Origin of the sequence: Butyricimonas sp. BSD2780061689_150309_C8, from assembly GCF_015560935.1 — a bacterium.
Taxonomy (GTDB): Bacteria; Bacteroidota; Bacteroidia; order Bacteroidales; family Marinifilaceae; genus Butyricimonas; species Butyricimonas paravirosa.
In genome coordinates this window covers 15,181-38,607 of sequence record NZ_JADMSV010000022.1, presented here as the reverse complement: position 1 = coordinate 38,607, position 23,427 = coordinate 15,181, and the positions used below count along the sequence as shown (strand labels likewise).

Annotated in this window: 16 protein-coding genes; 15 read left to right on the top strand and 1 reads right to left on the bottom strand. The window is 42.8% G+C overall.

The annotated features are described in order from the left end of the window. Positions 1-10: 10 nt before the first annotated feature. From I2I33_RS15070 to I2I33_RS15000, 15 genes are all read left to right on the top strand, one after another. Entirely contained in the window at positions 11-1,456 is a 1,446-nt protein-coding gene (locus tag I2I33_RS15070; protein ID WP_087422202.1) for a RagB/SusD family nutrient uptake outer membrane protein, read from the top strand. 8 nt (positions 1,457-1,464) lie between these two features. Continuing rightward, positions 1,465-2,220, top strand: coding sequence for a DUF4843 domain-containing protein (locus I2I33_RS15065; protein WP_162613854.1), 756 nt, complete (start codon positions 1,465-1,467; stop codon positions 2,218-2,220). A 29-nt stretch (positions 2,221-2,249) separates the two neighbouring features. Next, positions 2,250-3,863, top strand: a complete 1,614-nt coding sequence (locus I2I33_RS15060; protein ID WP_087422204.1) for a PKD-like family lipoprotein — start codon at positions 2,250-2,252, stop codon at positions 3,861-3,863. Between the two features lie 11 nt (positions 3,864-3,874). Then, a complete protein-coding gene (locus tag I2I33_RS15055) occupies positions 3,875-4,768 on the top strand; it encodes a hypothetical protein (protein WP_087422205.1) in 894 nt (297 codons plus the stop codon). A gap of 5 nt (positions 4,769-4,773) precedes the next feature. Continuing rightward, positions 4,774-6,117 carry a TlpA family protein disulfide reductase gene (locus I2I33_RS15050; RefSeq protein ID WP_087422206.1) on the top strand — a complete coding sequence of 448 codons (1,344 nt, stop codon included), beginning with the start codon at positions 4,774-4,776 and terminating at the stop codon, positions 6,115-6,117. 510 nt (positions 6,118-6,627) lie between these two features. Beyond that, positions 6,628-7,200 carry an RNA polymerase sigma factor gene (locus tag I2I33_RS15045; protein WP_087422207.1) on the top strand — a complete coding sequence of 191 codons (573 nt, stop codon included), beginning with the start codon at positions 6,628-6,630 and terminating at the stop codon, positions 7,198-7,200. Between the two features lie 92 nt (positions 7,201-7,292). Continuing rightward, positions 7,293-8,465, top strand: a complete 1,173-nt coding sequence (locus I2I33_RS15040; protein ID WP_087422208.1) for a FecR family protein — start codon at positions 7,293-7,295, stop codon at positions 8,463-8,465. An 84-nt stretch (positions 8,466-8,549) separates the two neighbouring features. Then, positions 8,550-11,873, top strand: a complete 3,324-nt coding sequence (locus I2I33_RS15035; protein ID WP_087422209.1) for a SusC/RagA family TonB-linked outer membrane protein — start codon at positions 8,550-8,552, stop codon at positions 11,871-11,873. Positions 11,874-11,886: 13 nt separating this feature from the next. After that, a complete protein-coding gene (locus tag I2I33_RS15030; RefSeq protein ID WP_162613855.1) occupies positions 11,887-13,308 on the top strand; it encodes a RagB/SusD family nutrient uptake outer membrane protein in 1,422 nt (473 codons plus the stop codon). 14 nt (positions 13,309-13,322) lie between these two features. Continuing rightward, positions 13,323-14,084 carry a DUF4843 domain-containing protein gene (locus tag I2I33_RS15025; protein ID WP_087422211.1) on the top strand — a complete coding sequence of 254 codons (762 nt, stop codon included), beginning with the start codon at positions 13,323-13,325 and terminating at the stop codon, positions 14,082-14,084. Between the two features lie 33 nt (positions 14,085-14,117). Continuing rightward, positions 14,118-15,704, top strand: a complete 1,587-nt coding sequence (locus I2I33_RS15020) for a PKD-like family lipoprotein (RefSeq protein WP_087422212.1) — start codon at positions 14,118-14,120, stop codon at positions 15,702-15,704. Continuing rightward, complete coding sequence (locus tag I2I33_RS15015; RefSeq protein ID WP_087422213.1) at positions 15,701-16,798, top strand: TlpA disulfide reductase family protein; 1,098 nt, start codon at positions 15,701-15,703, stop codon at positions 16,796-16,798. The genes I2I33_RS15020 and I2I33_RS15015 overlap by 4 nt, the downstream gene beginning before the upstream one ends. 306 nt (positions 16,799-17,104) lie before the next feature. Further along, positions 17,105-19,249 (top strand): endo-beta-N-acetylglucosaminidase, encoded by a 2,145-nt coding sequence (locus tag I2I33_RS15010; RefSeq protein WP_087422214.1) that lies wholly within the window; start codon positions 17,105-17,107, stop codon positions 19,247-19,249. Between the two features lie 161 nt (positions 19,250-19,410). Beyond that, positions 19,411-20,844: a hypothetical protein gene (locus tag I2I33_RS15005; RefSeq protein ID WP_229128325.1), complete on the top strand. Its 1,434-nt coding sequence runs from the start codon at positions 19,411-19,413 to the stop codon at positions 20,842-20,844. Positions 20,845-21,443: 599 nt separating this feature from the next. Then, entirely contained in the window at positions 21,444-22,832 is a 1,389-nt protein-coding gene (locus I2I33_RS15000; protein ID WP_087422258.1) for an MATE family efflux transporter, read from the top strand. On the opposite strand, the gene I2I33_RS14995 is transcribed toward I2I33_RS15000, so the two are convergent. Beyond that, complete coding sequence (locus I2I33_RS14995) at positions 22,803-23,381, bottom strand: Crp/Fnr family transcriptional regulator (protein WP_087422216.1); 579 nt, start codon at positions 23,379-23,381, stop codon at positions 22,803-22,805. The two genes, I2I33_RS15000 and I2I33_RS14995, sit on opposite strands and share 30 nt — an antisense overlap. Between the last annotated feature and the right edge of the window lie 46 nt (positions 23,382-23,427).

Sequence of the window (23,427 nt, the reverse complement as noted above, 5' to 3'; positions counted from 1 at the left end):
TACTGGAAATATGAATAAAAAGATAAATACTTGTCGTTTGATAATCGGTTTTTGCCTTTTATCGTTCGGTCTGTCATCTTGTTCCGAGTGGCTGGATGTAAAACCCAAATCCGAGATTAAAGAAGATGAGTTATTCAAGACGGAACAAGGATTTAAAGATGCCATGACAGGGGTATATGTACTCATGACAGAGGCTCAATTGTATGGTCGGGAAATGACTTTTGGGTTGGTGGAAGCAATTGGACAACAGTATGAAATGGATCAGGCAACGAATGATTATTATGACGCAACTCAGTTCCGGTATGAGGTGGAAAAGGTGACGGTTAAGGTTGATGGAATATGGAGTTCTGCCTATAAAGTTGTGGCGAATATTAATAATATTCTTGAAAATTTGGAAACGAACGGAAGTTGCGTGACGCCTCCGGTGTATGCGCAATTGAAAGCAGAATGTCTGGGCTTAAGAGCTTTTATTCATTTTGACTTGCTGAGGTTATTCGGATGGGGGAATTTGAAAGAACGTCCGGATATGTTGAATCGGCTTTGCATTCCTTATGCTTTCCAATATACGAAAGAGATCGTTCCTCAAGTGACTGTTGGAACGGCATTGGAATATATGGAAAAAGATTTGACGGAGGCGGAGAAGTTGATTTCCCATGATGTTGCAAAATCTCGTTTTACCTTTAATTATTATGCTCTGTTGGCAACTAGGATGCGTATTGCCATGTGGAAAGGTGATTATTCTGTAGCCCGAAAATATGCGGAAAATTTATTGAATTATGAAACAGATTTTGCTTGGGTAAGCAGAAATGCATTGGAAACGAGTTATCCGGAGAATCGGGATTTGACTTTTTCAAGTGAATATCTTTTTGGATTAAGTATCGAGCAGTATAAAGATATTACAGATTCGAATTTGGAATTTAAATTAGTTGAAAATCAGGATAATCCGCAAATGTTTTTTCATACGGCCGAAATTGCGGCTCAACTTTTTGAAGTAGAGGAAAATATAGGCTCCGGTGATTATCGTTATAAATGGTTATATGCACAAGGGGGAGATCGGTTTGCTTTTTTAAAACTCAAGCAGTATGAAAAGAGTATTTATGGCAACCGGGTCCCGTTGATGAAGAAAGCTGAAATTTATTATACGTTGGCCGAATGTTTGAATGAGTTAGGAAATGAGTCTGAAAGGCAGACGGGAGTCGGTTATTTAAATACCGTGAGGAGTAAACGGAATATACCCCAAGCTTTAGATGTTAATATGTCAAAGGATGAATTGCGGGAGGAAATTCAGAAAGAATGGCGGAAAGAGATGCTGTTGGAGGGACAAATGTTCTATTATTATAAACGTAGAGGTGTTTCCAGTATCCCACGTTGCAACATTACGATGACCGATCAGACGTATGTTTTACCTTTACCTCAGGCAGAATTGGAATTTGGAGGCCGAGAAAACAATAAATAGGAATGAATATGAAAAGAATGAATAGATATAGTTTATGTTGGTTATTTTTGCTCCTTGTCTTGTTTGAAGGATGCGAGAAAGACGAACCGATGGGATATATAGGGCGTCCCGGGTTTTATTTTAATGGTAATGAGTTTTCTTATTCCTTCGCGGAAAATCCTTGGAAAACTGTAGATACCGTGATGTTGCCCGTTATTATTACCGGAAAACTTGAAAATTATGCCCGGACCTTAAAAGCCGAAGTGGTTAAAGATTCTTCAACAGCTACGGAAAATATGTACCAGTTACTGGAAGGAACTTTGGGAGAAAACCAGTCGGAAGGTTTTATTCCTGTCGTGTTGAAATATGTTCCTTCGTTAGATGATATAACAGTGACTCTAAAAATACAGGCCGTGGCGAATGACGATTTTCAGGAACTTGATCTTGTTTTTCCCTCTTGCCGGTTGAATTTCACGGCTAAGATTATGAAACCTTTTAACTGGTCTCAGCTGCAATATTTTTTCGGTACTTATTCTACTCGTTGGTGGCGGTTTATCATGGAAAAGTGTGAACGTACTTCTTTGCCTTTTTGGGATGATTTATGGTCTCCGATTCCTAATCCTGATCCTAACAAATATAATATGTCTTATTACGAGATGTCCAATTTACAGGAGATGATCCGACAGGAGTTGAGAAATTACAATAGGAATTCTTTGACCGGACCGTTGACACATGATGACGGGGATTTGGCTGGGCAACAAGTTGTGATGCCAGCTCCTTATTAATAAGTTGAATAATTATTAAAACATGAATTATGAAATTTAAGATATTTCTGGGAGTATTTCTGTTGGGTTTGTTCGCAAGCTCTTGTTTTGAAGATGAGTCGGCGAAAGATGTAACATTATTTAATCCGTTAATGATTAATGATTTTTTGTCGTCGACTGAAATATACGTGACACAGGGAGATCGTTTGAAAGTAAAAGTACTGGCTTATAAAGAGGGGACGGATGATGCGAAACTGGAATATGAATGGCGTTTGGAAGGTCACGGGCAACATTTGGATTTGGGACATTCTATGATTCTGGATACGGTGATCAACGTGCCTATGAATCGGGATGCCTACTCGCTTTTATTTAAAGTTACCGATACGGAATATGGATTAACTTTGAGTAAGAAATATAACTTGTATGTGACGGGACAATATGTAGCCGGTTTATTGGTGGCTGATACGAAAGACGGGATGACTTCCGATATTCATTTGGTGTCGAGTAAAAATTTTACACAAGACTATAATAGGGAAGAAGATAAACATGTTTTTTGGAATGTATACAGCGTGAATAATGGTCAAAACGTAAATGGCTTGATTCAAGACATGAAGAATGTTGTCGGCCGTGGATTTTTGGAACTATCTATTGCAACGGATCATTTGATCGAGGATTTGGACCCGTTGGATAATTTTACGGTCATGCGTAGAAATAATGATATGTTCATTAAGCCTTTCGAGGGCGAAATGAATGTCGGGAAATTGGGAACAAGTTCTTCAGGTCCCTATGATATTGCTGTTGTTAATGGTTTCCTTCACAAAAGGACTCAATACGAGGAGGTAATTACTTATGGTGTCGGTTTGGTTTTGAGTGATCTTTCGGATGATTATTATATCACAGAATATAAATATCGTTCAACCAGACCTAGGGGATATGAAATTTATGGTGTCGCTTTTGATAAGAAAAATCAGCGTTTTCTAGCTTTCCCATCTATATATGGTGCAGACAAAAATAACTTGCGTATTTTTAAACGTAAGTCTGCAGATGGCAAATTGGATCCGAACAAACCGGGTAATGTAGATTGTAAATATATCGGTTATGGACCGAACAACACCTTGTATGCAGTTATACAGAATTTAGATTCAAAAGTATATGAAGTTTGGGAGTTCAATTTGGATTCGGATGATGAAAGTGCGGATAATGTTGTGAATAGACGTTATATATTGGATCAATGTCCGGACATTGATAAAGCCATATCTTTTAGTTCGCAAGCGATGGAGAGTATTTTGTATTATGCGACCGAGGATAATGTATATACAGCTTTGATGACTTCGGAACATCCGAAAGCTTATCCAAAGTTCTCAGCTTCATATACCCACGACGGAATTACGGTTTCTAATGAGAAAATCACGGAAATCCGGGTAGTGGATGAGTGTCCCGGAAAGGTTGAAATCCCCGGGGAAGGAGGAGAAACGGAAACATTGGCCTCCGGACGTAATATGATTACGGTTGTAACCTATAATGATGTAACGAAGGAAGGGAAAGTCACCGTGGTTCCTATTCGGTCATTAAGTACCGGAGAAGTAGTGGAAGATCCTAAATTCTATCGCGTATACGATGGGTTCGGGCGTATTTTAAAAACAACTTGTTTCCATACTCGTTAAATTGTAGCATAATGAAAAAGATAAAATATATTTTGATGTTGTTATTGGCAGGTATTTGGATCAGTGCTTGTCAGGATAATGATGATGTGAAACCTTCGAATGAGGGGTTGAATGAATTTAGAGTAAAAGAAATTGTCGGTCGCAACGATTTGTGGGGAGATTTTAAAATAAACTTGAATTATTCGGATGATCGTTTGGATATTGGAGTTGTTGTTAACAAAGATCAAGATACCATCGCTAATCTGACAAAAGGAATGGTTATTATGAAGGTTCCGGCTCTTTCACAGGAAGAGATTGACATGCTGGAGCCGGGGAGTGAGGTGCCCATGACAAGTAGGATTATTTATCAAGTGAACCGGACAACTCGGGAAGAATCGATTACTCATTATAAAAGAGAGGATTTACAATTTACTTTTGACTATGAGGAAAATTATATTTATGAGTTTGACGATACCTTGTCCATGAATAAGAAAGTCATGAAATGGCGTTGTTTCGGGGAGGCTGACTGGGAAATTCCTTTAACCCGGATGGTGTATACGTATGAAGGGAACCGGATTGTTCGGGGTGAATATGCGGTTTATGACCATCAGTGGACAGTGATTTCTCATTGGGATTACAGTTATGATGGAGCTCGGCAGACCGGTTTGAAAGTCGTGGGAACTAACGGGGAGGTGAATATGGAAAAAGTGTTTACCTATCTGGCAGATACAAAAATGAAGGTCGTGACAACTCAGGCTGGAAAATCTCATGAGGTAACGTATACTTTGGATGAGAATGGATACGTTGTTCGCGTAGAAGAGGAAAACGGAAATTATATGGATATGAAATATGAGGCGGGACACGGAAATTTCAGTGATTTTATTCCTCTGTCGGTAAAATTACAAGGTGAACCTTATATAAAATAGTGAAGATGAAAGTGTGGTTAATGTTGTGTAGTCTTGCCGTCTTGAGTGGCTGCAAGACTACCCCTGTTGCGGAGATTCATTTGAAGGGACGTTTGGCTGATATGGGAAGCCAAGAAGTAAGTATGGAATATACCGGGGTGACTGGAGATTTCGGTACTGGCAGGAATATAATGCTAAAGACGAATGAGGAGGGGTATTTTGATACGATCCTTCCATTGAGAGAACCCATGTATTTCAATATCAGTCGTAACATTCTTTACCTTTCACCCGGTGATGATTTGGAAGTTTACTTGACACCGGATACCCGTCAAGCGACTTTTAAGGGAAAAGGGAGCGAGGCGCAGTTGTTTTTGAAAGATCGGCTTTATCCCAAGGGGGGCTCTTTTCTTTTGTCTGGACGGAATGTAAGGGAGAATTTTGAGAAAACGAAAGAGGTGGTGGATGCGCTTGCGGCTTCTAAATTGGCTCAACTGGATACTCTAAAGGGGGTAACGGAGCTTTTTAAGGAGAATGAACGTATTCGGGTGAAGGCGAATTTATTGAATAGTTATTTGACTTATGCTTTGTATAATAAAGAAAATGCAGGAGCGTCACGGGAGGAACAAAGGCAATGGTACGGACGTTTTATTACTTCTGTTACCCCGGATATAAATCAACTGATGCGAGAGATTACGAAAAACGAGTATCTGGATATTATAGATGTCAGGGATGTGATCGTGTATAACTTGGATCAAGCGGAATTTATGCAAGGGGTGGAGATTACCCCGGAAATGCGGGAAATCAAGGAAGCTTTACAAGTTTTGGCGAAATTGGATTCATCGACAGATCCGGAGGTGATTCTGAGCATGGAGGAAAAGACAAAATCTTTTCAGCACGTGGGAATTGTTTCCGAATTGCAGGAGAAGATCCGTAATGTAAAAAGTCTGATGACGGGACAACCGGCCCACGAGATCATCATGACGGATGTTGATGGGAATGAAGTCTTGTTGAGTAGTTTTAAAGGCAAAAATATTTATCTGGATTGTTGGGCGACGTGGTGCGGTCCTTGTATTCAGGAATCCCCGGCATTTGCTGCGTTAAGTGAGAAATATAAGGATAAAGATATTGTCTTTATTCAATTGTCAACAGATAATTCCAGAAAGACTTGGCTGAGTTACTTGAAACAAAAGGAATCGGTAGTGCCTCAGTTTAATTCTGTCGATAACGAAGGATTGAGAGTGAACTGGCAGATCAAATATATTCCTCGTTTTATCTTGATTGACAAGGAATTTAATATTGTTGAGTCTTTTGCCCCGAGGCCTTCTGATCCGGAAATTACCGAACATTTGGATGCCTTGCTTGCAAAATGAATGATTATTGATAAGTAAAAGTAATTGCCGGATTTTCTTCCGGCAATTACTTTTTTCCGGTTGATACTCGTACTTTCTCATAAGGAATGCTTTATTCGCGGATTTAGGGATGTTCAATAAACATTTAGTACAAATTAATGTAAAATAGTGTATTCAAAATGTGATAATACAGTTATCATATTGTGAGCCGCTCCCATTCCGCTCCCATTCCTCCCCTATTCCGCTCCTATTAGAATAATAATATATTGTATTACAATAGGAATTATTAACATTCGGAAAAGTCGATTATAGCTATTTGAAAACAGGATAATAACCCTATCTGATAGAAATTTTATTTGAATGCCCGTTTTACAAGGATAAATCACTGTTTGTCCGGGTACACGTCGATGTGGAAACGATTGCTTGCATTTTTTCTTTTGGTGTATATGCTTGATATTATATTTTTGGAGGATAATTATATTGTTTTGTAATTATAAAGCCGTACTTTTGTTCACCCGTGGGTCGCAAAGTATGGAGAGGAAAAATGAAGATACCAGTTTATTATTAAAGCACTTGCAAGAAGGTGACGAACGAGCTTTTCGGACGTTATTTGAGGAGTTTTATGCATCATTGTGCTTGTTTGCGACCCATTATTTGGGTGATCGGGAAGAGGCTGCGGATGTGGTGCAAGAGACGTTTTTAAAATACTGGAACAAACACACGGATTTTGATGATTACCGGAAGATAAAGTCTTTTCTTTATGTCGTTGTGCGTCATGCCTGTCTTAATTTATTGCGTGATCGTGAGTTACGTTCCCGTATCCCCGAGGAGTGGATTGAGGATTCTGAACAGGAGTTTCGAAATCAGGTGATGGAAGAGGAGGTACATCGTATTTTTAATCATGCGATAGATAAACTGCCCTTACAGATGCGAATGGTAATTAATCTTTCTTTAGATGGATTGAAGAATTCGGAGATTGCAGAAAAAATGAATCTTTCGGAAGGAACCGTTCACGCCTACAAAAAAGAAGCCTACAAAAAGTTGAGAATCAGCTTGAAGGATTACTATTATTTATTGCCTTTTCTTTTATTCATATCTCGTTAAATATTAATTAACGTTAAATACCGAATATCAGACACTCCCTAAAATCCTTTTTTTGTGTTCTAGCTGTGAATTTAATCTAATAGTAGCATAAAATGGATGATGGATTCTTTGATATTGTCGAGCTAGTTAGTAAATACATGACAGGAGAATTGACCGGAACAGAACGGGAGAGTTTGGATAACTGGTTGAGTCTTTCCGAAGATAATCGTAAATGGTTTCATGAGATTACCGAAAAAGAATTTATATACCGGAAACGTCGGGAGTTGAGATCCATTGATGTAAAGGGTGGATGGAAAGCTCTTTCTCGTAAACGAGCCAAGGAGAATAGGAGGCGATTGGGGATTCGTGCGTTGAAATATGCTTGTGTTTTTATTCTACTGGTTGTTTCTTCCATGTATTTTTTAATGCAGCGTGTTGATCGGGAAGAAATTATTCCAGTGGAGAGTGCCGAGATCCTTCCCGGAACTTCCAGGGCTATCCTTTACATGGCGAATGGTTCTATTATTGATCTAGCCAATCATGATCGGGATTCGTTGCGAGAATTAGATGGAACGATTATTGGCTTGGATGGCGAGAGTATTACTTATAAAAATGCGGTAGATTCGGTAGTCAGTTCAGATTTGTATAACGAGCTTGTGATTCCCCGGGGTGGTGAATACGTGTTGACGCTTGCGGATGGAACGTTGGTATGTTTGAATGCTGGATCTAAATTGCGATTCCCCGTGCAATTTAGCGGAATCACGAGGAAAGTAGAATTGGAAGGGGAAGGGTATTTTCAAGTGGCACGTAATGAAGAAATGCCTTTTGTTGTCAATGCATCCGGGGTGAATATCACGGTGTTGGGAACGGAATTTAATGTATCGAATTATCCAGAGAATGGCGATGTACAAACAACGCTGATCAAGGGTAAGGTGCAAGTAACTCTTTCGGAAGATACGGGTGGTTATATCTTGCATCCGGGGGAACAAGCCGTGTATAACAAGGAAAGCGGGGAGGTTACGGTGGCAAATGTTGACGTGTCATATGTTACGGCTTGGCGAGAAGGGCGTCTTCGTTTCCGGGATCGTCCTCTAAAAGAGATCATGGATTTTATTTCTCGTTGGTATGATGTGGATGTGGTATATGAAGATGAGAGCGTGAAAAATTATCTTTTCGGGTGTAATTTTAATCGTCATGTGACGGTGACTCCTTTGCTGGAATTATTCCAGAGTACGGGGACTGTCCGCTTTGAAGTGGTTGGAAAGAAAATCATCGTAAAAAAATAGCGAAGAATATGCAACTATTCTTCGCTTGTTAATAACACCTCTTGCTGGAGGCATTAAAAAATCGAATTTAATCAAATCAAAAGTATGAAAAAAAAACGTAGAAGTACTCGTTGGAAAGTAACAAATTTGTTTTTAGCTTTCCAGGTGGCTATTGTTTTGGTGTTGTCCGGAGGACACGTGTATGGAATGGCGGATGAACCACTACTTAATTTATCGTTGAAAAATGTGGCGGTAAAAGATGCTCTTTGGGAGATAGAAAAACAATCCAAAATGGTTTTCGTGTATAATGCTGACGACTTGGGTAAGGCTGGTAAGATCTCCGTGGAAATCAAGGGTAAAACGGTACGGGAGGCTTTGGACATTTGTTTGAAGAATTCCGGATTTGAATACACGATAGAACAGAATACGGTTGTCATCAAACGTAAAGTAGTGGAAAAAGCGGCTAATGTGCAAAAAATCACGGTAAAAGGAAAGGTTGTTGATAAGAGTGAGACGGGGTTACCGGGAGTAACTATTGTACTAAAGGGAACGAGCGTGGGGATTGTGACGGACGTGAATGGTCATTATTCGATCACGATTCCCTTGACGGGCAGTCCGGTACTCGTGTTTACTTTTATCGGGATGAAAAAACAGGAAGTGGCGGTTAATGATCGGCAAGAGATTAACGTGGTCTTGGAAGACGAGCAAACAGAAGTTGAGGAGGTGGTTGTTACCGGTATTTATTCTCGTAAGAAAGAGAGTTTCACGGGTTCTTCTCAAACGTATAAAGCGGAGGAGTTGAAAATGGTCGGGAATCAGAATTTGTTGCAGAGCTTGAAAACATTGGACCCGGCATTTAATATCATGGAAAATAATCAATACGGTTCCGATCCTAACCGTACTCCGGATATTGAAATACGAGGGAAAACGAGTATCGTGGGGATGAAAGAAGAGTTTGGTGAAGACCCGAATCAACCTTTGTTTATCCTGGACGGTTTCGAGACAACTTTGGAAACGATCATGGACTTGAGTTTGGATCGGGTGGCTTCGGTGACAATATTGAAAGACGCGGCTTCTACTGCTATTTACGGTGCCAAAGCGGCGAACGGGGTTGTCGTGGTTGAAACGAAAGTGCCGGAAAAAGGACGTTTGCGTCTTTCATATAACGGGAGTTTTGATATTTCTTTCGCGGACCTGACGGATTATAATTTGATGAACGCGGAGGAGAAATTGAAGTTCGAGTTATTATCCGGTAATTTCAAGTCGAATCTGGTTGCCGTGGAAGAGGCTAATATGGTACGTTACAATAAGTTATTGTATGACGTGAAGAGGGGTGTCAATACGTATTGGATGTCAGAGCCTTTACGTACCGGGTTGAACCAACGTCATAATATCTACGTGGAGGGTGGTGATTCGCAAATGCGTTACGGTTTAGGAGTGAATTACACGAATATTCAAGGTGTGATGCAGGAGTCTCGTCGCCAGATCATGAGTGCTAACTTGGACTTGTTATACCGGCGAGGTAAATTAAGTTATAGTAATAAATTGACCGTCGATTACACGAAAACGAATAATCCGGTTGTGCCGTTCAGCGAGTATTCACGGGCTAACCCGTATTACCCGAAATATAATGAAAACGGGGGAATCGACAAGTGGTTGGAATATTTAGACAAGGGTACCGGCAGTATTTCCGTCCCAAATCCTTTATGGAATGCCTCGCTGAATAGCTATGATAAAGGTAACACGTTTAAGGTTCGGGATAATTTCCAGATGGAATATCGCCCGTGGACTTTTTTGTATGTACGGGCTAATTTTGGAATCACGAAGGCGACTTCGGATGATGAAAACTTTTTTTCCCCGGAAGACACGCGGTTTGACAATAGCACGGATGATCAAAAGGGTTCCTACACGGATACTCGCAACGAGAGTCTCTCGTACGAGGGGAGTTTCACGGTGACTTACGGGCAAGTGATCGCGGACGTGCATCAGGTTAACGCTGTGCTCGGAGCCTCGTGCAGCGAGTATAAAAGTGATTCAAAATCTTTTTCAGCGGAAGGTTTTCCGGAAGGAGATTTCACGACTCCTTCTTTCGCAAATGGTTACGCGTCTAGCGGGAAACCCTATTATTCAGATTCCAAGAAACGTTCTGTTAATTTCTATTTTAACGGGGGATATTCATACGACAATCGTTACTTGTTGGATGTAAACTTTCGTTCAGACGGGTCTTCCGTGTTTGGTACGAATAAGAAATTCACGACGACTTGGGCTGTCGGTTTGGCGTGGAATTTACACAACGAGGCTTTCATCAAGAATCACACGGATCTTTTCAATGTGCTAAAATTGCGGGCCTCGATCGGTAATCCCGGTAACCAGAATTTCGGTTCTTACAACACGATAACAACTTACAAGTTTAATAACTGGTTGTTGAATAATTTCGGAACAGGATTGTTGATAGACGGTTTCGGTGATCCCGATCTGGAATGGCAGAAAACGATTGATAAGAATATCGGTTTTGATTTGAGTATGTTTAACAATCGCTTTCACGTGAACTTTGATTATTACTACAAAGTGACCGACCCGTTGATGGCTTCTATCGGGATTCCCTTGTCGGTAGGTGTGTCCAGTCGATTGGCGAACGTGGGGAAACAGGTGAGCAAGGGATATAGCGGGACGATAAAGTATGCTTTCGTGTATCACCCGAAGGAACGAATCAACTGGACAACAAGCGTGACGTTCAGTCATGGACGTTCTTATTATGATAAGATCGGGAATAGCTTGAATCAATATAACCGGGAAAATCGTTCCAATAGTTTGGGGCGTTATTACGATGGAGGCAGTCCTTCTGACTTGTGGGCTGTTCGTTCAAAAGGGATTGATCCCGCGACAGGTGAGGAATTGTTTCTAACCTCGGATGGAAGAATATCATTTACTCATAGTTATGCGGACGAGGTTGTCGTGGGTAATTCAGAACCGGACCTTGAAGGTGTTATTGGTAATTCTTTGTATTATAAAGGTTTTTCTTGTAGTATTTATTTGCGGTATAGTTTTGGTGCAGACGCGTTCAACCAGACGTTGTACGATAAAGTGGAGAACATTTCATCGTCGAATCTAATCCAGAATCAGGATAAGCGTGCTTTATACGATCGTTGGCAAAACGCGGGTGACAAGGCGAAATTCAAGGGTATCTCGTTGACGGAGAGTACGCCCATATCTTCTCGTTTCGTTCAGAAGAAGAATTATTTGACCTTTGAATCTATTCGCGTGGCGTACGAGTTTAACCATGAATGGATGCAGAAAATTCGTTTTTCAGGCATGACGGTAAGTGCCTACATGAGTGATATTTGTCGTTTTTCAACCATGAAGGATGAACGAGGAATTGATTACCCGTTTGCACGGAGTGTATCGTTCGCACTATCAATTAATTTCTAATGAAGTAAAAGGTATGAAGAAGTCTATATATTTATTATTGATGATTGTTTTTTCCGGGTGTTCGGATTGGCTGGATGTCCGTCCGAGTGATCGGGTTTCAGAAGAGACTGCTTTTTCCACTGTTGCCGGTTTCAAGAAGGCCTTGAATGGTGTGTACGTGGATATGAATAGAACCGAATTGTACGGGCAGGCGCTTACTTGCGAGATGCTCGAGATTTTGGCACAGCGTTATGATATAAACCAGGAAAATAAGGACTGGACGGCCTTGATGACGTACGATTATGCCGGTTCCTACGTGTATGGCCGGGTGGAACAGATCTGGGGTAGGGCTTATAGTCTGATTGCCAACACGAATTTAATCCTGAAAAATTGTGATGAACGACGAGAGGTGTTGCCGGATGATTACTACCGGATGATAAAGGGAGAGGCGCTGGCCTTGAGGGGATTTCTGCATTTTGATTTATTCCGGTTGTTCGGTCCCGTGTATGCCAAGGATTCAGCCGTGGAATCTATTCCCTATTATAAAGAGTTCGCATTGAGCGTGAATCCTTCCTTGACGGGAACGGATTTCATGAAGAATGTGATTTCGGACTTGAAGGAGGCGAAAGTGTTGTTGTCCGATGACCCGATTATCACGAACGGTGTGACGGGTGACCCATCGGATAAGTTCAAAAAAGATAGGAATTTACGGCTGAATTACTATGCCGTGCAAGGTCTATTGTCCCGTGCTTACATGTACATGGGCGAACTGGATAGCGCTTTGGTTTACGCATTGAACGTGATTGATATTCACAAGCGTGTTTTCCCTTGGGTAAGTCGGAATAACGCGGTGATGGGTTCGGAACCGGATAAAATATTCTCGACGGAAGTTTTATTCGGACTCCAGAATAAGAACGTGGGTAGTCTTTATAATTCACTTTTTAACGGGGAATCGTTGAAAATTTCTTCTTTATTGGCCATTCGTGATAATGTTATCAACGACAGGTTTGAATATCAAGGGGAAGGGGATGTCAGGATATTGAGTTTCCTGAAAAACAAGATGACCATCGGGGGCGTGGACTACAAGTTGTTTAATAAATTTGAATCGACCCAATCGGATTCCCTTCATTCTCAAATGATGCCGATGATTCGGATCAGCGAATTGTACTTGATCGTGGCAGAAATATATGATGAAAAAGACCAGATCGATCAAGGCGAAATTTATTTTGACGAATTACGTGAAAACCGGGGGCTTTCCGGCCAGGGGGAATGGTATCCTTATTATTTAGAGGGTGCATGGTGGAAAGAGTTTATAGGAGAGGGACAATTATTCTATTATTATAAACGGCAGATGGCCGAAGAAATGTTGTCTGCTACAAGCATATATAACCCGACACCGATGAAATTAAGTAATTATGTTTTGCCGTTACCGAATGGAGAAACGAAATATAACTAAAAAAATGAGGGATTATGAAACAGGTATTTTTTATATTGTTATTCTTCACGGCATTCCTTTGTGCTTGCGAGAAGGATCTGGATACATTCGAGGGGAAAAGTGGTATATATTTTGACACGAAAGGGTTGTTGGGGGATACGGTTGTTGTGTCCTGGGGAATGAAAGCCGGTGACGTGAAAACACAGGAAATAGCATTACGTGTCATGCTTGTAGGTAACGTCGCTAGTTATGACAGGAAATTTACCGTGGATGTGGTATCGGATAAGACCGACACGATAGCCGCGGAGGAAGGTGTGGATTTCGAGTCGTTTGACAAGGAATATGTAATCCCGGCTAACGGGGCTTACGCGGATATTAATATCATGTTGAAACGAAGAGAAGGCTTGAAACTTCATAGTCGTCGTTTTACCGTGCGGCTAAACGAGACCCCGGAATTGAGTTTCATGTATAGCCGTCGTGCGGCAAAAGATTCTGTCACGTGGCGAGACGTGGATTACCAACGCGTGATCTACATGAACGAACGATTTCCCCGACCGGGTTGGTGGTCTAGCGAAGGACAAAGCCGGTTCGGCGATTGGAGCCAGACGAAAGCGGCTTTGATTTGCGACGAGATGGGAATCGACCGGGAAGTTTGGCTCGGCATTTTAGGAGAGGGGACTTTCACGCAAGGATACCTTTCTTATGTCGGGAAATACATGCACCGTTGGTTGCAGGAGAATCCCACGAAAGACGAAGATGGCAAATTGATGGTCATGGGGCCGGATTCTCAGAATTAGTTTATTGTGTGTCATGAAGTTAAAACGAGAATTATGAAATATGTAATATACGGGTTACTTGTAACCTTACTAGGCTTTGTCAGTTCGTGCGCGGACGATAAAGGTAATTATGATTATCAGGTGATTAATGAACTTGATATTACTGGGATAGAAACAGGTATCGCATATCGTAAAATCGCTTACGTGGATACTTTGAAAATTTCTCCCGAGGTGAAAAACTTGGTCGGTACCGAAGGGGATTACACTTACGAATGGAAGTTTATCCCGTCGAATGCGGATAAGGATAAAGGGGCGGATTCAGTTAATTACGTGGTTGCCACGACGAAGGATTTGAATCTACCTGTAACCTTGAAAGCCGGGTCATACACTTGTTTCTATAACGTGAAGGATAAAGAAACGGAGATATGCTGGTCACAGAAATTTTACTTGCAGGTAACCAGTTTGACTAGCGAGGGATGGATGATACTTTGCGAGAAGGACGGCCAGTCACGTATGGATATGGTCGTGAACGTGGATGCCAGTACCGATATTATTTCACGGGATATTTGGTCTGAAAGTGATTTGGTAACGGGAAAGCCTATAAGAATGATGTATAATTTTTTAGCTAGGGGGAATGGAGACGTTATTAATTTGTTCGCTTGCGAGAAGGGGACGTATAGATTGGACCCGGTAGATATGCATGCGGGAGAAGACAATAATATCAGGTGGAACTTTGGAGCCCAACCGGAACACGTGTATGTTCGGGCATCTGAAGCCATGCTATATTTTTCCTATAAATCTGAATCCGGTAAATGGATATATCCTCCTTTGTATTGGATTGTCGTGGATGAAAAAGGTGACGTGTATTCCAATACTGTATCCACGAACGGGGGATTATTCGATTTTCCGATTAATGAAATTGATGGGGTCAAATTCGAGGCCGCTCCTTTTCTCGGGAATGCTTATCGTTACCAGGGTCAGGGAAACATGGGAGGAACGTCGATCATGCTGTATGATAAAGCGGGACGTTTTGTCGAGATAAGAACGGGGGCGGGAAGGCCTACCGTGATGAAGTTTAAAGGTGATATTCTTTTCCCCGCGGAACAGGAGGGTAAAGAAATGGTTTTGCTGCAATCCACGGTGAATAACGGGTTGACTTATGCTGTGCTGAAGGATGGAGCGGGAGATTATTATTATTACGGGATTATATTAGGCACTGAAGGGGCTAATACTCAAAAGTATTACGGGAAATTGTCTGGCACGGATCTAGATAAGGCGACTCTATTTGCCTGCCACCCGATTCTTGGGGTACTTTTCTACGCAACGAAGGACCGAATTTACAAATTTGATATGAAGAACCCTAGTCAACCCGTGAAGGAGGTTTGCCATTTCCCGGGAGAGACAATCAAAGTGTTGAAATTTAATCCTTTCACGGCGATGCGTCAATATCAGGCTTGGGAAGAGTTGCGTAGCGAGCATTTAGTAGTGGGAACAACGATGGACGGTGCCGATAAGGGAACGTGCGGGGTTATGCGCACTTACGAATTTGAACCACAATGGGATAAGGCTCCTGTTAAGAAGAAGGAACATAAGGGTTTAGGTAACATCATTGATATTGCTTACAAGGAGGTTCTCCTATGATAAAAATGGTGAGTGGATGCCTGTGCACGATGATGGTGATTCTTTGCGGGTGTCTGACGAGGTCTCAATATATAGTGAATGGTTATATTGCCGGTTACTCGGGGAAAGTATTTTTACTTTCCCCGGATACAACGGATAAACTGGACACGTTGGCCCGGGCGGATGTACGTGATGGCGTTTTTCAAATGACGGGAAACGTGAAGGAGCCGACATTTGCTTGGTTGATGGCCAAGGATGTGAAATTGAGAATACCTTTATTCTTGGAGAATACTTCTTTTGATGTGAACGTGAAAGGGCAACCTGCTGTTTGGAGCGTGTCTGGGGGTGATCTCCAGCAAGCGCATGTGCTTTTTAAAAATGAAGTGGAAGATGTGATAAAAGAGAAACGGGATTCCTTGGAGAAGGTGTATCAAAAATGTGTTCAGGAGAAGAATCTATTCGGGGAGTATCATGTTCGGGCTCTTGCCGAAGAGTTAGATTCCATTTATGAAAGCAAGGAGAACGAGTTTATTCAAAATAATAATAACATTGTGGCTGCGAGTTTGATTTATGCACGTTTGTTTACTTTGAACAAGAATAAAATGTTGAGAGGAAAATACGAATTGCTGGGTGATTCTGCTCGAAACACGACCCTTGGGAATATTCTTACGAAATACGTCGAAAATGAGGTTGATTTGAGGAAGGGGGCTTTATTCCCAGACTTCACATTGCAAACGCCACAAGGTGAACCCGTATCTTTGTATTCCGTGAAAGCAAAAGTGAAAATCATTGATTTTTGGGCTTCTTGGTGTGGCCCGTGCCGGGCGGAGAATCCTCACGTGAAGGAGTTGTACGAGAAGTATCATGATGCAGGATTAGAGGTCATCAGCGTGTCGTTGGATGATAAAAAAGATAAATGGTTGAAGGCTATCGAACAGGACGGTTTACCTTGGATTCACGTGTCTGATTTACAGGCGTGGGGAAATCCGTTGGTGAAGATGTTGGGGATACAGGGAATCCCTTACTTGATTGTTTTGGATAAGGATAATCGGATTGTCGGGACTAGATTGCGAGGAGAGCAACTGGACCGGTGTGTAATGGAAACGATACGATAAGTTTCGTGGCATAAGTGTGAACAGGGGTGTGTCAAAAGTCATTTTATTTGAAGAAACTCCTCCGTCACTTCGGGGTACTTCCTCTATAAACAGAGGAGGAGCTGGTGACTCTTGTCGAAGACAGGGAGTATTTCAACTCTCCCTCTGTTTATAGAGGGAGTACCCCGAAGGGGGGAGGGAGTTTGATAAATGACTTTTGACACACCCTCGTTTTTTCGAAAAATACATTCTTTAGGATCTTGTTGATACTTTTCTGTGATAATTTATTACTTTTATCACGTTGTGTTTTGTGTAAATATTATTTGTATGAGAAAAGTATCTTATTGTTTCCTATTTGTTTTGTTATTTTCGAATATCTATGCCCAGCGGTCAAAAGATATTCAGTGGAATCCCTCGAACGGGATGAATTTCGTGGAGTTTCTGGAGGTTTGGGAACCGGGAATCCCGGTGAGTGAGGATGATAACTTCTTTATTTCCCGGGTGAAATTGAAAGAGCGTTTTGAAAATAAAAATACCCAAGTACATCCGGAACTTACCACTGCCCGGCAATTATGCTGGTGGACGCCGATGGGTGACGGGAAAAAAGAATGGAAATCGTTTCCCCGGAATCAGTTTGAGGCGGATAATTTTAATATGTGGCAATACGTGGATATACACGGGAATTGGGGAGACGGATGGTTTCGTGTGCCGGGAGTGTTTAACGACGTGGCTCATAAAAATGGGGTGCGAACGGGATGCGTGTTGTTTATCAACTGGGCGGAACCGGTGAAAAAGGCTGGTGACCGGGTGTACGATCTCTTTTCAAAACTCATGACAAAAGATGAATACGGGCGTTTCAAGTACGCGGAGAAGTTGATCCGTTTTTTGCGGTATTACGGGATTGATGGAATCGGGGTGAACCCGGAGGGGGAATGGGATACGGATGTGGCCTCCGAGGTACAGGATTTTTTCGTGGAGTTACATGTGCAGGCCGAGAAACTGGGTTTGCAAGGATTCCATATCGACTGGTATGACAGTAATGATAGCCGGGGGCATTTAAGTTTCGGGCAGAATGCTTTGCAGGAGCGTAACCGGAATTGGTTCCAAAAAGGGAACCGGAGGGTGACGGATATGTTTATGTTGAATTATAATATTGATGTGTGGGGAGGAAATAACGATCCGATGGGTGAATCGGCTAGGAATGCGGTGAAGTTCGGGCGGAGTTCGTATGACGTGTATGCCGGTTTTTATCTGCGGGGCCGGGGGCTTTCCAGTTACGATTCTGAACCTCGTGCGGGGAAGGGCTGGGAGGTGTTGAAGGATAAACCCGTGTCCGTTTGCCTTTGGGGAGAACATGACCGGAATAACATTCATAATGCGTCTTACGAACATGGTAAGGAGCCGCTCGTTGTGCAACAAACTTACTTGAGAAAACTGGAATATTTTTTCACGAGTGGCACACGCAATCCGGTGAATGCTCCTGTTGTGACGAATACGATTACCACCGTGAATGAAGAGGATATGCGGCGTTTTCATGGGATCTCGACCTTTTTCCCGGCAAGAAGTACAATGCAGGAGTTACCTTTCGTGACCCGGTTTAATCTCGGGAACGGGCTTTTCTTCAATCGGGAAGGGAAGACGGAGAACGGTTACCCGTGGTATAACGTGGGTGTACAGGATTGGATGCCTTCTTGGCGTTGGTGGGTTACGGGGCATGACGGGCGGGTGCCTGCTGATGCGATTCAATGTGATTTCGTGTTTGAAGATGCTTGGTTCGGTGGGTCATGCTTGAAACTACACGGGAGAACGACATATTCCAAGGTGCGTTTGTTTAAGACGAATATTCCGGTTCACGAAAAGGTGAAATTATCGTTTACGTATAAAATGAAAATGGGCGAGTACGGTAAATTGAAACTTGTATTGTCCAAGGTCGGTGCAGAAGATCAGTTTATTGAAATTCCGGTGGAAGGGAAAAATATTTCACGGGAATGGCAGACGGTGACTTGTAAATTGGGGAATTTCGGTTGGAACGAGAATGATCATGTTGCTTGTATCGGTTTGGTCGTGGAGAATACGTCGGATGATTTCGAGATGTTCATCGGGGAGCTGGCGTTGACGGATGCCCGGATGAAATTTAAACCCGTGAAACCGGAGATCACGAAAGCGGAAATTATTCGGACGTACGCGGATTCTTTGGATTTCAAGTTGGTATGGAACGTGATTCCGTGGGTGAATCGTGAAAAGGATATGCCCGTGATGAATGAGGCTATCGACACATGGTATTTTGAGGTATACCTGAAAGATTCGTCAAAGGCGAGACCTCGTTTAATTACGACAACTACTTCTTGGGCAGCTTATGCTTGTGGGGTTAACGTGAAGGCTATGAGTGAGGTATTGTGGTTGGGAGTTCGGGCTGTTGCCCCGGATGGGAAACGATCATTCAAGATCGTGTGGCAGGAAGTAAAGAGGTAAATGGTATATTTTAACGTAAATTTAACCTAAAATGTCGGGTATTAAAATTGATTGATGCTTATATTTGAAAACTAATTAAGTTTGTGTTTTTATATATTATTTATTGCGAAATGAAACAAGTTTACCGATTATCAATTTTATTGTGTTTAATGATCTCGGTGATGTCTTCATTTGCTCAAAAGAAGAAAGCAAATGGACGTGCCGGAGGCGAGTATGTTGTGTTGGCATCCAAGGCTGTACAACAGGATGCAGCGTGGATGCAAGTAGTTAATGCGTTAAAAGAAAAGCATGGTGCGGAGGTCTTTTTTTACGAGAAAGCGCCTCGTGAGAACCTGGCGGATCTTCAACGGGTGAAACCGCGTTACGTGGCTATCGTGGAGAAACCGGAGAATTTGAACCGGGATTACGTGATTGATATGCATCACGTGAGCCGTGAGGTGGATGAGGACATTTTTGCCGATTTCCTTTGGGGGATTATTACCGGTTATGATGCAAATGGGGCGATGAAGATGTTGGACAACAGCACGGAACCTTTGGTTATTAAGAATGCCGTGGCTACGATTACAGAATTAAAGAGTGCCAAATGGTTTGACCGTTACGCTTGGGTGGATGATCAGACACTGGGATTGTGGGGCGAGAAGACAGGCAAAGGGGAGGCCGTGAAAACGGGTAATGTTTCCGTGGATGGACGATTGAAGAAACTCTCGGATATGTATGCTGCATGTGATCCGGACTTGGTGGTAACGGCATGGCACGCCACGGAAAAGGATTTGCAGGTGCGTTATTCCACGGGAGACATCCGGGCGAAAGACGGGAAGTTGTATTTCAATGATCATAAAACGAAAGCGACTTGGGATGTGCCGGAAAGTGGAAAACGGAAAGTGTTTTTTGCCGTGGGTAACTGTTTGATCGGTAACGTGAACAACACGAAAGAAAGTATGGCTATCGCTTGGATGAATGGTAGTAATGCTGCCACGATGATCGGTTACGTCGTGACCACTTGGCACGGGCGTAACGGTTGGGGTGGTTTGAAATACTGGTTGACCAATCCGGGACGTTATTCTTTGGCAGAGGCTGTTTACATGAACCAACAGGATTTCTTGTACCAGCAAAATCAATGGTATCCTTCTTTGATCAAGGAAAACTATAATTTTGATGGAAACGAATTCCAAATTGCAGCCCGGAAAGTTGCTAAAGCGATGAATACTCAACAACCTACCCAAGACCAGATCGGTTTCTGGCATGACCGCGATGTGTTGGCTTATTATGGTGATCCGAAATGGAATGTGCGTTTGCAGGAGATTCCGGAAGAGACTGATTTTACGGTGACTTCCAAGGTAAAAGGTAAGAAATGCATCATCACGATCAAGACGAAAGAGAATTTCAGCTTGGAGCGTATGAAAGGGGATAAGTTCAAACAGGAACACGTGTTGGATTTGCCTTTCAGTTACTTCTTCCCTGAACGTTTGAATAATCCTCGATTGGCTGCCGGACAAGACTGGAAGGCTGCCGTGGACGAGAACTTCCTGATTATTTATGATCCGGATTTCAAACCCAATATGACGTATGAAGTTGTACTGGATATAGACAAATAGTATTTGTTTGGTATATAGAAAAATAGGCTGTCCCCAAAGGCATTTTATTTCAAAAAACTCCTCCGTCACTTCGTGCCACCTCCTCTATGAACAGAGGAGGTGCTGGTGACTATTCCCGAAGACAGGGAGTATTTCAACTCTCCCTCTGTTTATAGAGGGAGTACGGCGAAGCCGGGAGGGAGTTTGAAAAATACCTTTTGGGACAGCCCATTTTTTAATGTATGTAAATTTATTGTTAATTATTGTTTGCTTTTATACAATGTGGAAGTCATTTTGATTCCGATCATCATTGTTTATTTGCCCGTATTTCAGTAGATTATCTGGTCAGTCTCGCCGTACTCTAAGGCGTAACTTATCGATAACTTATCGATAAGTTGCCGATAAGTTACCGACGCGGACCCGTTAACTTGTTCCTGATTTGCAGGTGAGGTTCAGTGATGTTATGAGTGAGGGTACGGCGGGAGATACTATCATGTTGCGGGAGAAGATCGTCAATCAAGAAGAAGTGTTACCGGTACAAGCCTTGTATGAATAAGAAAAATTGATGTAGATCAAGTCATCCAATGCGTGGTGGTGTTATCTTTGCACGATTTTTTAAGATGGGATGTATGAAACCGACTAAAACACTACGCGGACAGCTATTTAGACTGACGGGACCGATATTCGTGGAGACGTTATTGATCATGTTGCTGGGGGCAATGGATACGTTTATGCTGAGTCATTATTCGGATGATACGGTGGCGGCCGTCGGGGTGGTGAATCAATTATTGAGTCTGGTATTTCTCGTGTTCGGGGTATCGACAGTCGGGACTTCCGTGCTTTGTTCCCAGTATTTGGGGGCATCGCAACAGGCAAACGTGCGGCAGGTGATTGGTGTATCGTTGTTTTTTAATACCCTGATCGGGGTGACCACGAGCGCTTTCCTGTATTTTCGGGCAGAGGCTTTGTTGAAGATAATGGATTTGGCCCCGGAACTGATCAATGAGGGGTTGGCCTATATGCAGATTGTGGGCGGTTTTGCCTTCTTGCAAGCTATCGCTCTAACCATGTCGGCTGTGCTGCGAAGTCACAACAAGGCGTACTATCCCATGCGGGTGACCTTGTTGATGAACGTGTTGAACATCATTGGAAACTATGCCTTGATTTTCGGTAAATTCGGGTTACCGCAAATGGGAGTCGTGGGGGCAGCAATTTCGACTTCTTCCTGCCGAGCGGTGGCGTTAGCGTTATTATTGTATATCACGTTTGGCAAGGTGGTTCCTCGCTTCTCGTTCTCGTGTCTGAGACCGTTCCCGTGGGATAAGTTGAAAAACTTGTTGCATATCGGTCTTCCGGCGGCAGGGGAACAGGTGTCATATAGTTTGTCGCAAGTGGTTATTACTTATTTCACGGTTATGTTGGGTACGGCGGCACTGACGGCACGTACTTACGCGATGAATATTATCCTGTTTTCATACGTGTTCTCCGTGGCCCTCGGACAAGGGGCCGCAATCCTGATCGGGCATCTGGTCGGGGGCGAACGTACTGATGCGGCTTTTATATTGCAGAAATATTGTCTGCGACTTTCGATCGTGGTTTCCCTTTGCGTGGCGGTGGTCACGGCGGTTTGCAGTAAGTTTATTTTCGGAATGTTGACTTCCAATCCGGAGATCGTGTACATGGGGGTGATGATTCTTTGTATTGACATTTTGCTGGAGGTGGGACGTGCGGTGAATATCCTGTCGGTAAACGTGCTGAATGCCGTGGGGGATGTGACTTATCCCTTTATCACCGGGTTGATTGTCATGTGGGGAGTGGCGACAGCGTTGAGTTACGTGTTCGGGATTTCTTTCGGTTGGGGGCTTGCCGGGATGTGGGTGGCTTTCACGTTGGACGAGAATATCCGGGCGATTATTTTCGTGCGCCGTTGGAATAGCCGGAAATGGGTGGGTAAGTCTTTTACCCGGGTGGAGAAATTGTTAAAGCAAACCAGCTCTCACTCGGCTTAACGTTTCGGGGGTCATGCCGAGCCGGGAGGCAATGTGGATGAGGGGAGCCCGTTTGACTACTTCCGGGTGTTCCGTGGCGAGTCGGTGGTAACGTTCCCGGGCGGTCTCGAAACGACAGGCATCGGCTTTTTGCTGTGATTCGATCAGGGAGTTTTCCAGCATTTTGCAATACATGTGTTCCACCTCGTGATTCGTCCGCATAAGATCTTGTAGTTGATCGTGCGGGAAAGAATAGATAACAGAAGGTTCGAGAGCCTCGATCATCAAGTAACTCGGGGTTTGCCGGAAATAGCTTTCCAGCGAAACGAATATCCCTTTTTCATACGAGAAGTGTTCCGTGAGATCCCGCCCGTTTTTATCATAGAATAGGCGAATCATTCCTTGGGCGACCATGCTGTAATATTTACATATCTCACCTTCCCGGAGAAAAAGGTCTCCTTTGGCCAGTTCGAAACGGACGAGAATGTTGGCCAATTTCTCGTGAGTTTCCGGGCTGAGCGGGGCGGTTTGAGCCTCGAATTGCCTAATGATTTCTTCCTTCGTGTCCATGAGGCAAAAATAGTGAAAAAATCTGTTATATTTGTGACATAAAATA

Bases quoted from the DNA above. Each gene is read 5' to 3' on its own strand.
- I2I33_RS15070 (WP_087422202.1), top strand. From the start codon at position 11: ATGAATAAAAAGATAAATACTTGTCGTTTGATAATCGGTTTTTGCCTT.
- I2I33_RS15065 (WP_162613854.1), top strand. From the start codon at position 1,465: ATGAAAAGAATGAATAGATATAGTTTATGTTGGTTATTTTTGCTCCTT.
- I2I33_RS15060 (WP_087422204.1), top strand. From the start codon at position 2,250: ATGAAATTTAAGATATTTCTGGGAGTATTTCTGTTGGGTTTGTTCGCA.
- I2I33_RS15055 (WP_087422205.1), top strand. From the start codon at position 3,875: ATGAAAAAGATAAAATATATTTTGATGTTGTTATTGGCAGGTATTTGG.
- I2I33_RS15050 (WP_087422206.1), top strand. From the start codon at position 4,774: ATGAAAGTGTGGTTAATGTTGTGTAGTCTTGCCGTCTTGAGTGGCTGC.
- I2I33_RS15045 (WP_087422207.1), top strand. From the start codon at position 6,628: ATGGAGAGGAAAAATGAAGATACCAGTTTATTATTAAAGCACTTGCAA.
- I2I33_RS15040 (WP_087422208.1), top strand. From the start codon at position 7,293: ATGGATGATGGATTCTTTGATATTGTCGAGCTAGTTAGTAAATACATG.
- I2I33_RS15035 (WP_087422209.1), top strand. From the start codon at position 8,550: ATGAAAAAAAAACGTAGAAGTACTCGTTGGAAAGTAACAAATTTGTTT.
- I2I33_RS15030 (WP_162613855.1), top strand. From the start codon at position 11,887: ATGAAGAAGTCTATATATTTATTATTGATGATTGTTTTTTCCGGGTGT.
- I2I33_RS15025 (WP_087422211.1), top strand. From the start codon at position 13,323: ATGAAACAGGTATTTTTTATATTGTTATTCTTCACGGCATTCCTTTGT.
- I2I33_RS15020 (WP_087422212.1), top strand. From the start codon at position 14,118: ATGAAATATGTAATATACGGGTTACTTGTAACCTTACTAGGCTTTGTC.
- I2I33_RS15015 (WP_087422213.1), top strand. From the start codon at position 15,701: ATGATAAAAATGGTGAGTGGATGCCTGTGCACGATGATGGTGATTCTT.
- I2I33_RS15010 (WP_087422214.1), top strand. From the start codon at position 17,105: ATGAGAAAAGTATCTTATTGTTTCCTATTTGTTTTGTTATTTTCGAAT.
- I2I33_RS15005 (WP_229128325.1), top strand. From the start codon at position 19,411: ATGTCTTCATTTGCTCAAAAGAAGAAAGCAAATGGACGTGCCGGAGGC.
- I2I33_RS15000 (WP_087422258.1), top strand. From the start codon at position 21,444: ATGGGATGTATGAAACCGACTAAAACACTACGCGGACAGCTATTTAGA.
- I2I33_RS14995 (WP_087422216.1), bottom strand. From the start codon at position 23,381: ATGGACACGAAGGAAGAAATCATTAGGCAATTCGAGGCTCAAACCGCC.